Origin of the sequence: Achromobacter pulmonis (assembly GCF_021733725.1) — a bacterium.
In the GTDB taxonomy this organism is placed as follows: domain Bacteria; phylum Pseudomonadota; class Gammaproteobacteria; order Burkholderiales; family Burkholderiaceae_B; genus Achromobacter; species Achromobacter pulmonis.
Genome location: NZ_JAIFOT010000001.1, coordinates 1,276,980 through 1,290,695 on the forward strand (window position 1 = coordinate 1,276,980; position 13,716 = coordinate 1,290,695).

The window sequence follows — 13,716 nt, forward strand, 5'->3', positions numbered from 1 at the left end:
GGTCAGGCGCCTCGCTTGGCGGCAGCCGAGGCCAGCCGGGTTTGCAAGGCGGCGGCCGAGCGCGCCAGCGCGTCGGCGCGGGCATTCAGCTCGGCCAGGTCCAGACGCCATTGATCCAGCGCCGGACGGCCCAACAGCATGCCGTTTTCCTCGGCCAGGTATTCGGACACGTTCTCGGCCAGGCGCTGGCCGGCCTGACGCGCGCCGCCCGCCGCCGCGCGCAGCCCGCCGGCGATGCGCAACGCGGGAATGTCGCCCACCAGCCGCGCCAGACTGTCTTCCGGGTCCCAGCGCAGCTGCTTGGACAGGTCCGCCACCACCTGCGCCAGCGCGGCATCGCCGGAAATGTGCGTGGCCTCGGCGAAATCGGGCGCCTCGCCGCCCGCGCCCAGCCGCGGCAACGGCAGCTTCTCGGGCGCCACCGTCAGGGTCACGTCGGGCACCACCGCGGCGTCGGCCTGGGCCGCCAGCCCCTCACTGTCGATAGTCAGGCCCAGGGTGAATCCGCCCAGCGCGAAACGCACGGTCTTGCCAGCATGGCGCGCCAGGCGTTCGCGCGCCCAGTCCTCGCGCTGCAACAGGGTGTTGAGCGCGCCGACGGCCAACCGGGAGGGAGTGGGCAGAAACGAAAAGGGCAACATGACAGTCCGCGGCCCCGGGCGACGGGGCTGACGAAGTTGATGGGTAAATCGGGAGTGTACCGGGTTGGATGAGGGTATGTTCCGGGCAGTCTGGGCGGGGTTTGCGCCCGCGCATGGAAAAACCGGCCCTGATGGGCCGGTTGGGGCGGCGGCCACGCGGCCGCCGTGATATCGGGAGACAGGCGCCAGCCAGATCAGCTGGCGTATTCCACCGGGATCTGCTGGATGCCGGCCAGCAGCCAGCCGCCGTTGGCGGGCTTGAACAGGTTCCAGACTTCCTCGAAGCGGAAGGCTTCGGCGCCCGGCGCCTCGCGCAGCATGCCCGAGAAGCGCACGCTGGCCAGGTGGCCGTCGGACACGGTTTCGATGCCCAGCAGCTCGGCGTTCAGCAGCACCACCTCGGTCTTGTTGGGCGAGGCGCCGCGCTCGGCCAGCTGCGGCTTGAGCTCGGTGATCAGGTCGTCGGTCAGGTAGTCGCGCAGGCGGTCGGTGCTGCCGCTGTCCCAGATGGCCTGGATGCGCACGAACTGGTCCTTGGCCTGCTTCAGGAAGTTGGGCGTGTCGAAGTCGCCCGGCACGAACCAGTTGTTGTCGTCGCCCGCCTTGGGCAGCACGGCGGCCGGGGCGGCAGCGGCGGCGGCAACCGGCGCTGCGGCCGGAGCGGACGGCTTCAGCGCCTCACGCCACATGGGCTGCTGCTGCGGCTGGCCGGGCGCATTGTTGGCGCCGCCGAAGGCGCCCTGGGTGGCCGGACGCGGCGCCGCGCCGCGCAGGCGGCGGATGATGAACATCACGGCGAACACGACCGCGGCGATCAGCAGGGCCGACCCCAGGAACTCGGCGAAGGCGCCCGACAGGCCCATGCTCGACAGCAGCGCGGCGATGCCCAGGCCGGCGGCAATGCCGGCGATGGGGCCGAGCCAGCGCGACGCGCCGCTCTTGGCGGCGGCGCCCGCGGCACCCGCCGTGGCCGCGCCCGCGGCGGCCGGCGCCGCGGTGGCGCCCGCGGTGTTGCTGGCGGCGGTCGGCGGCGTGGTGGCCTGGCGCTGCTGGGTCACATTGGAGGATTGGCGGCCGAAGCTGCCGCCGCCGCCGGCTCGGCGGGCTTCGGCGTCAAACGACGCCGTTACCAGCGCGGCGCCGGAAATGGCGATGAGCGCCGCGGCGACAAACCGCGAGAAACAGAATTTGGTCATGGATGTGCTCCCTCGTACCCGCGCCCCCGCTGCCCCGAGCAGCGGAAAGCCGCACGGATCGTGCGGTCCTTCAGCGCGACTTCCTTACATTAATCTGAATGACGTAAGAATAACGGACAAGCCGTCGCCCCACAAGTTCCCCCGGGGCGAAGGCAAGCCGTATCGGACCAAGGCGCGTCAGGCCAGGCGCACGCCCTCGTGCAGGGCGGCGATGCCGGCGGTCAGGTTGAAGTACTGCACCCGTTCCAGGCCGGCGGTACGCAGCATGTCGGCCAGGGTTTCCTGGTCGGGGTGCATGCGGATGGATTCGGCCAGGTAGCGGTAGCTGGCTTCGTCCTTGGCCACGGTCTTGCCCAGCCAGGGCAGCACGTTGAAGGAATACCAGTCGTAGGCCGGCGCCAGCGGCTTGGCGATGCGCGAGAATTCCAGCACCAGCAGCTTGCCTCCCGGCTTGAGCACGCGGGTCATCTCGGCCAGGGCGCGGTCCTTGTGGGTCATGTTGCGCAGGCCGAAGGCCACGCTGACGCGGTCGAAATAGCCCGACGGGAACGGCAGGCGCTCGGCGTCACAGACGGCGGTGGGCACCAGCAGGCCGGCATCGGCCAGGCGGTCGCGGCCGACCCGCAGCATGGAATCGTTGATGTCGGTCAGCCAGACCTCGCCGGTGGGGCCGGCGCGCTTGGCGAAGGCGCGGGCCAGGTCGCCCGTGCCCCCGGCAATGTCCAGCACCTTCATGCCGGGGCGGATGGCGGCGCGGCCGATGGTGAAGGCCTTCCAGACGCGGTGCAGCCCGGCCGACATGAAATCGTTCATGATGTCGTAGCGCTGCGCGACCGAGTGGAAGACTTCGGCGACTTTGCGGGCTTTTTCGGTTTCCGGCACCGATTGGAAGCCGAAATGCGTCGATTGGGGCGCGGAATCCGCGGAATGTTGCGATTCGGAGGGGTTTTGCATGGTGAATTCCCGATATATCGTCCAATGGTAGCCTATCGGGGGCCGCCGAATGCCGCCCTCGGACGCGGGACGACGCCTGGCGGTCACATACCTGAAATATTGCGGCCATACTATCGCAATGTTCGCGCCGCGCCGGCGCTCAGAAGCGTGCCCAATTCGCCATGTCCAGCACCATCCTCGTCGTCGAAGACGAACCCGCCATCCAGGAACTGATCGCCGTCAACCTGTCCTTCGCCGGCCACAAAGTGCTGCGCGCGTTCGACGCCGACCAGGCCCAGACCCTGATCCGCGCCGAACTGCCGGACCTGATTCTGCTGGACTGGATGCTGCCCGGCACCTCCGGCCTGGCCATGGCGCGCAAGCTGCGCAACGACGAGCGCACCCGCGCCGTGCCGGTCATCATGCTGACCGCCAAGGGCTCCGAGCAGGACAAGGTCGACGGCCTCGAAGCCGGCGCCGACGACTACATCACCAAGCCCTTCTCGCCCAAGGAGCTGATGGCCCGCATCAAGGCTGTCCTGCGCCGCCGCGCGCCGCAGCTGACCGACGACGTGATCGACGTCGGCGGCCTCAAGCTGGACCCCGTCACGCACCGCCTGTCGGGCAACAGCCAATCGCTGCAGATCGGCCCCACCGAATTCCGCCTGCTGCATTTCTTCATGACCCACCCGGAACGCGTGTTCTCGCGCTCGCAATTGCTGGACCAGGTCTGGGGCGATCACGTGTTCGTCGAGGAACGCACCGTCGACGTCCACATCCGCCGCCTGCGCAAGGCGCTGGAACCCAGCGGTCACGATGCGCACGTGGAAACGGTGCGCGGCAGCGGCTACCGGTTTACGGCACAGGTCCCGGCGCGGTAAAACTGCCGCACGATGATCTGGCTGCGCACCCTTATCCTGGTCGCCCTGTGGGCGGCGATCGCGCTCTTGGCGCAATGGCTCATTGGCGATCCGGCCGGCTGGGCGCTGTTCAGCGCCGCGCTGGTCACCATGCTGCTGTGGCGCAGCTGGCGCCTGCACCTGGTTTCCCATTGGGCCAGGCACCCGGACACCTCCCCGCCCGCTTCGGTGGGCCCCTGGGACGACATCCTCGCCCCGCTCTACCGCTACACCCGGGCCCGCGCCCGCGAGCTGGCCGAAACCCGCGACACCATGCAAGGCATGCTGGCAGCGGCCCAGGCCCTGCCGGACGGCGCGGTCACGCTCAATGAAGATTTCCAGATCGACTGGTGCAACCGCATGGCGCGCCAGCATCTGGGCCTGCGGCTGCCGGCCGACCGCGGCCACAACCTGCTGAACCTGCTGCGCGCGCCGGAATTCGTCGAGTACGCCCACCGCGCCGCCTGGCCCGACCCGATCCTGGTGCGCCTGGGCCAGAACGGCCAGGAACGGCTGATGATGATGCAACTGACGGCCTACGCCAGCAACCAGCGCCTGCTCATCACCCGCGACGTCACCCAGATCGAGCGCCTCGAAACCACCCGCCGCGATTTCGTCGCCAACGTCTCGCACGAACTGCGCACGCCGCTGACGGTGCTGGCCGGCTTCCTCGAAACGCTGCGCGACATGCCCGCCGACGCCCTGCCGCCCGAGCAGCGCGCGCAGTACCTGGACATGATGCACGAGCAGGCGCAGCGCATGCAGGCCATCGTCGAGGACCTGCTGACACTATCGACGCTGGAGTCGTCGCCCGGCAGCGACCCGCGCGCGGTCAACATGGGCGCGCTGCTGCAGAAGGCGCGCCAACAGATCGAGGCCCTGTCGGGCGGCCGCCACGTGCTCGAATGGCACGTCGACGAAACCCTCGACGTGCTTGGCGCCGAGACCGAACTGACCTCGGCCCTGTCCAACCTGCTGACCAATGCCGTACGCTACACGCCGGACGGCGGCACCATCACCGTGCGCTGGGAACGCGAAGCCGACGGCGGCGCCCGCTACAGCGTGCAGGACACCGGCATCGGCATCCCCGCGCGGCACATCCCGCGCCTGACCGAGCGCTTCTACCGCGTCGACCGCGGCCGTTCGCGCGCCGTCGGCGGCACCGGCCTGGGCCTGGCCATCACCAAGCACATCGCCATGCGCCACGACGCCGAACTGCTCATCAGCAGCGAGCCGGGCAAGGGCAGCGTGTTCGCGCTGCGCTTCCCGCCCGACCGCATCGCCATCGACCCGGCCGCCTGAGCCGCCGCGCCCCCGTGCCGCAAGCGCGGCACGGATGGTAAATTTCCGGCCATGCGCATCCTGGTCATCGAAGACGAACCCAAGCTGGCCGACTACCTCAAGAAAGGGTTGTCGGAACAGAGCCACGTCGTCGACCTGGCGCGCGACGGCGTCAACGGCCTGCACCTGGCGCTGGAAGTCGCCTACGACCTGATCGTGCTGGACGTGATGCTGCCCGGCCTGGACGGCTTCGGCATCCTGGCCGCCGTGCGCGCCAACAAGGACACGCCGATCCTGATGCTGACCGCGCGCGATGCCGTCGAAGACCGCGTGCGCGGGCTCGAAGGCGGCGCCGACGACTACCTGGTCAAGCCCTTCGCCTTCTCCGAGCTGCTGGCGCGCGTGCAGGCCCTGCTGCGGCGCGGCCGTTCGCAGGAACCCACCGTGTTCCGCCTGGCCGACCTGGAGCTGGACCTGGCGCGCCGCAAGGTTGCGCGCGGCGGCCGCCGCCTGGACCTGACCGCCAAGGAATTCAACCTGCTGGCCTTGCTGCTGCGGCGCCAGGGCCAGGTGCTGTCGCGCACCACCCTGGCCGAGCAGGTCTGGGACATGAATTTCGACAGCGACACCAACGTCATCGACGTGGCCGTGCGGCGCCTGCGCGGCAAGCTGGACGACCCGTTCGAGGCCAAGCTGCTGCACACCGTGCGCGGCATGGGCTACGTGCTCGAAGCGCGGCCGGAGCCGGCGCGCGAATGAAGCTGCCGCGCGTGCGCTCGATGCAGGCGCGCCTGACCCTGCTGCTGGGCGCCATCGCCCTGCTGGTCTCCAGCCTGGCCGGGGCCACCCTGTTCTGGGCCCTCAAGCGCGAAGTCGAGCGCCAGGAGATCACCGAAGTCAGCGGCAAGCTGGAGCTGATCAATCACCTGATCGACATGCAGAACAGCGCGCGCGGCCTGCGCGAGCTGGCCGCCACCTTCGACGACATGCGCGCCGGCCAGAGCCAGCTGGGCATCTGGATCGTCGACGCGCAAGGGCACCCGGTCTACGGCGGCGAGGCGCCCGACACGCTGCAGACTCTGCCGGACCGGCAGGTGCTGCTGCAGCGCGCCGACGGCACCCGCATGCGCGGCCTGCGTGTCGCGGTCGATGACCGCATCCTGCCCGGCGCGCAACTGACGGTGGCGGTCAGCACCCGCACCAGCTCGCAGTTCCTCTATGCCTACGGCACCGCACTGGCGCTGATCTGCGCGCTATGGGTCGGCGCCACTGTTGTGCTGGCGGCCTGGGCCGTGCGCCGCAGCATGGCGCCCACGCGCCGGCTGTCGGAACAGGCCGCGCGCATCCAGCCGGACAATCTGGCCGTGCGCCTGCCGCTGCGCGACACCGACCGCGAATTGCATGAACTGGTGCTGTCGTTCAACCGCACGCTGGAGCGGCTGCAGACCGCCTACCAGCAGATGGAAGGCTTCAACGCCGACGTCGCGCACGAACTGCGCACGCCGCTGGCCACGCTGATCAACGGCACCCAGGTGACCCTGTCCAGCGGCCGCGATGCCGCCGAACTGCGCGACGCGCTCGAATCCAACCTGGAAACGCTGGAAGACCTGAAGACGCTGGTCAACGACATGCTGTTCCTGGCCCGCGCCGACCGCGGCGAACGGGCCGTCGACCTGGCGCCGGTGTCGCTGGCCGCCGAGGCCCGGCGCGTCGCCGACTTCTACGAGGCGGCGCTGGAGGACAGCGGCGTCACGCTGCGCTGCGACGGCGATGCCCGCGTCGCCGCCAACCCCGGGCTGGTGCGCCGCGCGCTCGCCAACCTGATCTCCAACGCCATCAGGGCCACGCCGCGCGGCGGCGAGATCGTGCTGGCCTGCCAACCGCTGCCGACCGGCGCGCGGATCGAGGTACGCAACCCCGGCGTGCCGATCCCGGCCGCCGACCTGCCGCGCATCTTCGACCGCTTCTTCCGCTCGGGCCAGGCGCACGCGCCGCGCAGCGAAGGCCACGGCCTGGGCCTGGCGATCGTGCGCGCCATCGCCCGCATGCACGGCGGCGAGGTCGACGCCGCCTGCGGCGCCGCCGGCACGGTGGTCGGCATCACCCTGCGCGGGCCCGCGCCCACGGCCGTCGGCGCCAACATTACAAAGAAGTAATCCAACCGACAGAACCGGGTCACCCCGGTTTTCCTAAAGTGCCGCCATGGTCAACCCCTATGAAGGGAACAGCATGACAGGCACTTTGCCCCGCATCACCCGCGGCGTCGCCGCCAATCCGCCATGAAAGCCTTCCCCATTCCCGCGCGCCGCCGCTTCGTGCAGGGGCTGGCTGCCGGCGGCGCGCTGGCGGCGCTGGGCGGCTGGCGCGCCGCCAGCGCGACCCCGCCTGCGGCCCCGGCCATGCCCGCCGAACTGCGCGGCACCGAATTCCACCTGGAGATCGGCGAGACCCCGGTGAACTACACCGGCGCCGCCCGCATCGCCACCACGGTCAACGGCCAGGTGCCCGCGCCCCTGCTGCGCTGGCGCGAGGGCGACACGGTCACGCTGCACGTCACCAACCGCCTGCGCGAACAGACCTCGATCCACTGGCACGGCATCCTGCTGCCCACCGGCATGGACGGCGTGCCGGGCCTGAGCTTTGCCGGCATCGATCCGGGCCAGACCTTCACCTACCGCTTCGACCTGCGCCAGAGCGGCACCTACTGGTACCACAGCCATTCGGGCTTCCAGGAACAGACCGGCCTATACGGCGCCATCGTGATCGAGCCGCGGCGGCCCGATCCCATCGCTTCGGATCGTGACTACATCGTGCTGCTGTCGGACTGGACGGACGAAGATCCGATGCGGGTCTTCAACAAGCTCAAGGCCATGCCCGACTACTACAACCACAACCAGCCCAGCGTGCAGAGCCTGATCCGCGACGCGGGTGAGAAGGGTTGGCGCGCGGCGTTGTCCGAGCGCCTGATGTGGGAACAGATGCGCATGAACCCGTCCGACCTGGCGGACGTGTCCGGCGCCACCTATACCTTCCTGACCAACGGCGCAACGCCCGCCGGCAACTGGACCGGGCTGTTCAAGCCCGGCGAGCGCGTGCGGCTGCGCTTCATCAACGGCTCGGCCATGACGTATTTCGACGTGCGCATTCCCGGCCTGAAGATGACGGTGGTGGCGGCCGACGGCCAGGACGTGCGGCCGGTCGAGGTGGAGGAATTCCGCATCGCCGTGGCCGAGACTTACGACGTGATCGTGGAGCCCGCCGAAGACCGCGCCTACACCATCTTCTCGCAGGCCATGGACCGTTCCGGCTACGCCCGCGCCACCCTGGCGCCGCGCCCCGGCATGCAGGCGGCGGTGCCGCAGGTGGACCGCGTGCAACTGCTCGGCATGATGGACATGGGCATGAAGCACGACATGGGCGGCGGCGGCCACGACATGGCGGGGACGAGCGGCATGAACCACGGGACGGCCCCCGCCGCCGACGCGATGGCGGGCATGGACCACGGCGCCAGCCATGGCGACGGCGCCGCTCAGGGCGGCATCGTCGAGGTCAGGCATCCCTATCCGGCAGAACGCGGCCCCGGCAATTCGATGCTGCCCGACGTGGTGTCCACCCGCCTGGACGACCCCGGCATCGGCCTGCGCAACAACGGCCGCCGCGTGCTGACCTACGCCGACCTGCGCGCGATCCGCGAACCCGACGACAACCGCGCACCGACCCGCGAGATCGAATTGCACCTGACCGGCAACATGGAACGCTACATGTGGTCATTCAACGGCGTGAAGTTCTCCGACGCCAAGCCCATCTTGCTGCGCTACGGCGAGCGCGTGCGCTTCGTGCTGGTCAACGACACCATGATGACTCACCCCATCCACCTGCACGGCCTGTGGAGCGACCTGGAATCGCCCGACGGCGCCTTCCAGGTACGCAAGCACACCCTGTCGCTCAACCCCGCGCAGCGCCTGAGCTACCGCGTCAGCGCCGATGCGCGCGGCAACTGGGCCTACCACTGCCACCTGCTGTACCACATGGAGGCCGGCATGTTCAGGGCGGTCGTGGTGGCGTAGGCGATGAGAAACCGGACGATGCGTACTTCCTTTCCCCTGTTCCGCCGCGCCGCGCCCGCCGCCGCCCTGCTGGCGTTCCTGGCCGGCCAGCCCGCCCTGGGCCAGGCCATGAGCGACCACGCCGGCATGGATCACGGTTCGATGCCAGACATGAACCCGGGCGCCCCCAAGCCGCAGCCGGCGACACCGCCCGCCATGGATCATTCGTCCATGACCGGCATGGACCACGGCACGCCCGCCGCCGTCCCCCCCGTCGGCAGCCTGCCGTCCAGCGACGGCGCCAGCCCGCGCGGCTATGACAGCTACGGCATCCACCCGCACATGATGGACAACGACGCCTCGTCGCGGCTGCTGTTCGACAAGTTCGGCGGGTCGCGCAACCGCGACGGCCAGAACGCGCTGGAATGGGACGGCCGTTTCTGGTGGGGCACCGCCACCGACCGGCTGGTGGTCAAGAGCGAAGGCGAACGCGAAAGCGGCGGCGGCTCCGGCGCCAAGGTCGAGGCCTTCTGGAGCCACGCCATCTCGCCGTTCTGGGACCTGCAAGTGGGCGCGCGGCGTGATTTCGGCACCGGCCCCAAACGCAACTGGGCCGCGCTCGGCATCGAGGGCGTGCTGCCCTACAACATCGAGTTCGAAACCACCGCCTACGCCGGCCCGTCCGGCCGCACCGCGCTGGCCATGAAGGCCGAATACGACCTGCTGCTTACCCAGCGTCTGATTTTCACCCCCGAAATCGAAGCCAGCGCCTACGGTCGCAACGATCCCGAACGCGGCGTGGGCTCCGGTCTGTCCAGCGGTTCGCTGTCGCTGCGCCTGCGTTACGAGGTCACGCGCCAGTTCGCGCCCTACGTCGGGGTATCCTTTGCGCGTAAATTCGGCCGCACCGCGGACTACGCCTCCGCCGCCGGCCAAGGCCGCTCGCAGGCCGCCGTGCTGGCGGGCGTGCGCTTCTGGTTCTGATCCTTCTCGCGGAGATCCATGAAAACAATCCTCGTTCCCGCCCGCCTGATCGTGGCGGCCGCGCTGTCCCTGCCGCTTTATGCGCCAATCCTCGCGCAGGCCCAGTCCGCGCCCAAGGTCCAGGTCTGGAAGACCCCCACCTGCGGCTGTTGCGAGGATTGGGTCAAGCACATGCGCGACAACGGCTTCGAAGTCACCACCCACGACGTCCAGGACACCGGCCCGGTGCGCCGCAACGCCGGCATGGCCGACTATGGCTCCTGCCACACGGCCGTGGTGGACGGCTACGCCATCGAGGGCCACGTGCCCGCCAGCGACGTACGCCGCCTGCTGCTGGAGAAACCCGACGCCGCCGGCCTGGCCGCCCCCGGGATGCCGCTGGGCTCGCCCGGCATGGACGGCCCCGAATACGGCGGCCGCAAGACCCCGCACGATGTCCTGCTGGTGGACAGGCGCGGCGGCGCCAAGGTGTTCCAGGCGTATCGCTGAGCGCCGTGGTCGGGCACGCCCCGGCCACCCGCCTGAAACAATTCATCCCCACCATGGCTATGGGTACCTTTTGCACCGCAGCGGAAATGCGCCACAATAAATAGAACGCATTTCCTACCTCACCCCTGGCAGTCATGGCACACATCGTCCTGTTCGAGAACATCCATCCGAGCGCCCGCGCCGTCTTCGAAGCCGCCGGCCATACCGACATCGTCACGCACGCCGCGGCCCTGCCGCCAGCGCAGTTGCAGGACGCCCTGCGCGGCGCCCATGTCGTCGGCATCCGTTCTCGCACCCATCTGGATGCCGCCCTGCTGTCCGGCAATCCCGACCTGCGCGTCGTCGGCTGCTTCTGCATCGGCACCAATCAGGTCGACCTCGACACCGCCATGCAGCGTGGCATCCCGGTGTTCAACGCGCCCTTCTCCAATACCCGCTCGGTGGCCGAGCTGGTGCTGGGCGAAGCCATCCTGCTGCTGCGCCGCATCCCCGAGAAGAACGCCCGCGTGCATCTCGGCCACTGGGACAAGAGCGCCGCCGGCGCCTTCGAAACGCGCGGCAAGACCCTCGGCATCGTCGGCTACGGCAATATCGGCTCGCAGATCAGCACCCTGGCCGAAGGCCTCGGCATGCGCGTCATCTACCATGACGTCGAAGCCAAGCTGCCGCTGGGCAACGCACGCCCGGCCGGCTCGCTCAACGACCTGCTGGAACAGGCCGACGTGGTCACCCTGCACGTGCCCGGCGGCAAGTCGACCGAGAACATAATGAATGCGCAGACCATCGCGCGCATGCGCCGCGGCGCCATCCTCATCAACGCCTCGCGCGGCACCGTGGTCGACATCGACGCCCTGCACGCCGCGCTCAAGTCCGGCCACCTGGCCGGCGCCGCGCTCGACGTGTTCCCCACCGAACCCAAGAGCGCCGATGAACCGCTGGCCAGCCCGCTGATCGGCCTGCCCAACGTCATCCTGACCCCGCACATCGGCGGCAGCACGCAGGAATCGCAAGAGAACATCGGCCGCGAAGTGGCCGAAAAACTGGTGCGCTTCCTGCAGGCCGGCACCACCAAGGGCGCGGTCAATTTCCCCGAGCTGCCCTACCTGGAGCCGGCCGGCGCCACGCGCATCCTGCATGTGCACCGCAACGCCCCCGGCGCGCTCGGCACGCTCGACAACCTGATGGCGCAGCACGGCCTGAACATCGTCAGCCAGACGCTGCAGACCAAGGGCCAGATCGGCTATGTCATCACCGACGTCGAAGGCCAGGTCGACGACGTCGTCATGACGGCGCTGCGCGATCATCCGATCACGGTGCGCTGCGACCGCGTCTAAGACGCGGCCACGCCCCCCCGCAGCCCGCGATACGCGGGCTTGATGAGAAGGGCAGCCCGATCCCCACGAAGCGGCACGCCGAGTGGGGATTGTTCTTTTTGCGAGGCCGCTCATGCGCGCTATCGCGCTGGCTGGCATCGATCCGGGCACGCATCGCTTCGCGAGCCGCTGGCGCGCGGCATTGCGCGACGATACGGACTTCAGGTATAAACGATAACCATTCCTATCCATATCGCAATTGGCGCGGTTGCCGCGCCCAAGTCCGTCCGATGTCCGCCGCCGATCTTCCCGTGCAGCAAGACCTGCACGCTCTCTACAGCGATCATCATGGCTGGTTGCTGGGATGGCTGCGGCGCCGCCTGGGCAACGCCGCGGATGCCGCCGACCTGGCGCACGACGCGTTCCTGCGGCTGATCGTGCGGCCCGCGCCGGAGGGCTTTGCCAGCGCCGGCGCCGCGCGGGCCTATCTGCGCGCCATGGCCCAGGGCCTGTGCACCGACCTCTGGCGCCGCCGGCAGGTGGAACAGGCCTGGCTGGACAGCCTGGCCGCCCTGCCGCAAGCCTGCGCGCCATCGCCCGAGCACCAGGCGCTGGTCATCGAGACCCTGCTGGAAGTCGGCGAATGGCTCGGCCGCCTGCCGGAAAAAACGCGCACGGCATTCATCCAGGCACAGATTCATGGACGCTCTACCCGCGAGATCGCCGCCCAGATGGGGGTATCGCCGCGGATGGTACAGAAATACCTGGCCCAGGCCATGCTGCACCTGGCGTTGATCGACGCCGGGTTGAACTAGTGGCGGCGCCCCGCCCCGCCATGGCGTCGGACCTCGCGGCACGCGCGGATCATGAGAGCCTGAAAGTCGCGGCCGAGTGGTATGCGCGCCTGCAGAATGCCGATATCGGCACCCAGCAGCGTCTGGCCTGGCAACAGTGGCTCGACGCGCGGCCCGAACACCGCAGCGCATGGGCACACGTCGAGGCGGTGAGCCGCCGCTTCGCCGTGCTGCGCGCCGACGGTGAACGCGATGCCGGCGAGCAGGCAATACAGGTCGCCTCGCAGCGCCCGTCCGCGCGCCGCCGGGCGGCGGGACGCATCCTCGCGCTCGGCGGTGTCGGCCTGCTGGGCTGGTTCGGTTGGCGGTTCACACCGCTGCCCGCCGTGGTGACGGCCTGGCGCGCCGACTACGCCACCGGAATCGGCGAGCAACGCCGGCTCGTCCTGGACGACGGCACCCGCGTCTGGCTCAACACCCGCAGCGCCATCGACGTGCGCTTGGACGACACGCAACGCCTGTTGACCCTGGCTGGCGGCGAAATCCTCATCGACACCGCCCAAGACCCGCGCCAGCGCCCGTTCTTCGTCGACACCCGCTTCGGCCGGCTGCAGGCCCTGGGCACCCGCTACACCGTCAGGCAGGCCGACGACGACATCCTGCTGGCGGTCTACGAGGGTCAGGTACGGATCCGCACGCTCTCCGGGCGGGAAGCGCTCGTTAACCGTGGCGAACAAAAACGCTACAGCGCCGACGCCATCTCGGCGGCCGCGCCGGCCGACCCCGCCCGGCAAGCCTGGTCACGCGGCGTGCTCCTGGCCGAAAACCTGCCGCTGGGCGAGCTCGTCGCGGAATTGGGGCGTTATCACCTCGGCTACACCGGCGTCGATCCCCGCATCGCCAGCCTGCGCGTGATCGGCCGCTATCCGGCCAACGACCTGCCGCGCACGCTGGCGATGCTCGAACGCGAGTTGCCGATACGCGTCCAGCGCACCTTGCCTTGGTGGGTGACGCTGGAACCGAAGTAAACCGGTCCGCGCCGCCGGCCGCGCGCGGCCCCTCCAAAAAAAATGCGCGTCCTGGTTCGCTTTTCCGTCGCTCGTCCGATCAACAAGGAAAGAGGACCCCGCGGACCGCAAC

Annotated in this window: 13 protein-coding genes; 10 read left to right on the plus strand and 3 right to left on the minus strand. The window is 69.5% G+C overall.

Annotated elements, in window-relative coordinates:
* Positions 1 to 2: 2 nt before the first annotated feature.
* From K2W61_RS05835 to ubiE, 3 genes are all read right to left on the minus strand, one after another.
* Complete coding sequence (locus tag K2W61_RS05835; protein WP_236755182.1) at positions 3 to 641, minus strand: ubiquinone biosynthesis accessory factor UbiJ; 639 nt, start codon at positions 639 to 641, stop codon at positions 3 to 5.
* Positions 642 to 835: 194 nt separating this feature from the next.
* The gene (locus tag K2W61_RS05840) at positions 836 to 1,837 is read right to left on the minus strand and encodes a Tim44 domain-containing protein (protein WP_236755183.1); all 1,002 of its coding nucleotides are present in this window, start codon (positions 1,835 to 1,837) and stop codon (positions 836 to 838) included.
* Between the two features lie 177 nt (positions 1,838 to 2,014).
* Positions 2,015 to 2,791, minus strand: coding sequence for a bifunctional demethylmenaquinone methyltransferase/2-methoxy-6-polyprenyl-1,4-benzoquinol methylase UbiE (gene ubiE, locus K2W61_RS05845; protein WP_175131851.1), 777 nt, complete (start codon positions 2,789 to 2,791; stop codon positions 2,015 to 2,017).
* A gap of 161 nt (positions 2,792 to 2,952) precedes the next feature.
* On the opposite strand from ubiE, the gene phoB reads away from it, so the two are divergent.
* The 10 genes from phoB (at position 2,953) to K2W61_RS05895 (ending at position 13,604) form a co-directional block, all read left to right on the plus strand.
* Positions 2,953 to 3,651, plus strand: coding sequence for a phosphate regulon transcriptional regulator PhoB (phoB, locus tag K2W61_RS05850; protein ID WP_006386862.1), 699 nt, complete (start codon positions 2,953 to 2,955; stop codon positions 3,649 to 3,651).
* A gap of 12 nt (positions 3,652 to 3,663) precedes the next feature.
* Positions 3,664 to 4,971, plus strand: coding sequence for a phosphate regulon sensor histidine kinase PhoR (gene phoR, locus K2W61_RS05855; protein ID WP_175131852.1), 1,308 nt, complete (start codon positions 3,664 to 3,666; stop codon positions 4,969 to 4,971).
* 51 nt (positions 4,972 to 5,022) lie between these two features.
* Complete coding sequence (locus K2W61_RS05860) at positions 5,023 to 5,709, plus strand: heavy metal response regulator transcription factor (RefSeq protein WP_175131853.1); 687 nt, start codon at positions 5,023 to 5,025, stop codon at positions 5,707 to 5,709.
* On the plus strand, positions 5,706 to 7,106 hold the full coding sequence (locus K2W61_RS05865) for a heavy metal sensor histidine kinase (RefSeq protein WP_236755184.1): 1,401 nt from the start codon (positions 5,706 to 5,708) through the stop codon (positions 7,104 to 7,106). Before K2W61_RS05860 ends, K2W61_RS05865 begins: the two co-directional genes overlap by 4 nt.
* 123 nt (positions 7,107 to 7,229) lie before the next feature.
* Positions 7,230 to 9,017, plus strand: a complete 1,788-nt coding sequence (locus tag K2W61_RS05870; protein WP_236755185.1) for a copper resistance system multicopper oxidase — start codon at positions 7,230 to 7,232, stop codon at positions 9,015 to 9,017.
* Between the two features lie 18 nt (positions 9,018 to 9,035).
* Positions 9,036 to 9,980 carry a copper resistance protein B gene (locus tag K2W61_RS05875; RefSeq protein WP_419761589.1) on the plus strand — a complete coding sequence of 315 codons (945 nt, stop codon included), beginning with the start codon at positions 9,036 to 9,038 and terminating at the stop codon, positions 9,978 to 9,980.
* An 18-nt stretch (positions 9,981 to 9,998) separates the two neighbouring features.
* Positions 9,999 to 10,469 (plus strand): DUF411 domain-containing protein, encoded by a 471-nt coding sequence (locus tag K2W61_RS05880; protein ID WP_236755186.1) that lies wholly within the window; start codon positions 9,999 to 10,001, stop codon positions 10,467 to 10,469.
* A 134-nt stretch (positions 10,470 to 10,603) separates the two neighbouring features.
* Complete coding sequence (gene serA / locus K2W61_RS05885) at positions 10,604 to 11,803, plus strand: phosphoglycerate dehydrogenase (protein ID WP_175140185.1); 1,200 nt, start codon at positions 10,604 to 10,606, stop codon at positions 11,801 to 11,803.
* 269 nt (positions 11,804 to 12,072) lie between these two features.
* Positions 12,073 to 12,597 (plus strand): sigma-70 family RNA polymerase sigma factor, encoded by a 525-nt coding sequence (locus K2W61_RS05890; RefSeq protein WP_175140186.1) that lies wholly within the window; start codon positions 12,073 to 12,075, stop codon positions 12,595 to 12,597.
* Between the two features lie 20 nt (positions 12,598 to 12,617).
* Entirely contained in the window at positions 12,618 to 13,604 is a 987-nt protein-coding gene (locus K2W61_RS05895) for a FecR domain-containing protein (protein ID WP_236755187.1), read from the plus strand.
* Positions 13,605 to 13,716: the final 112 nt, after the last annotated feature.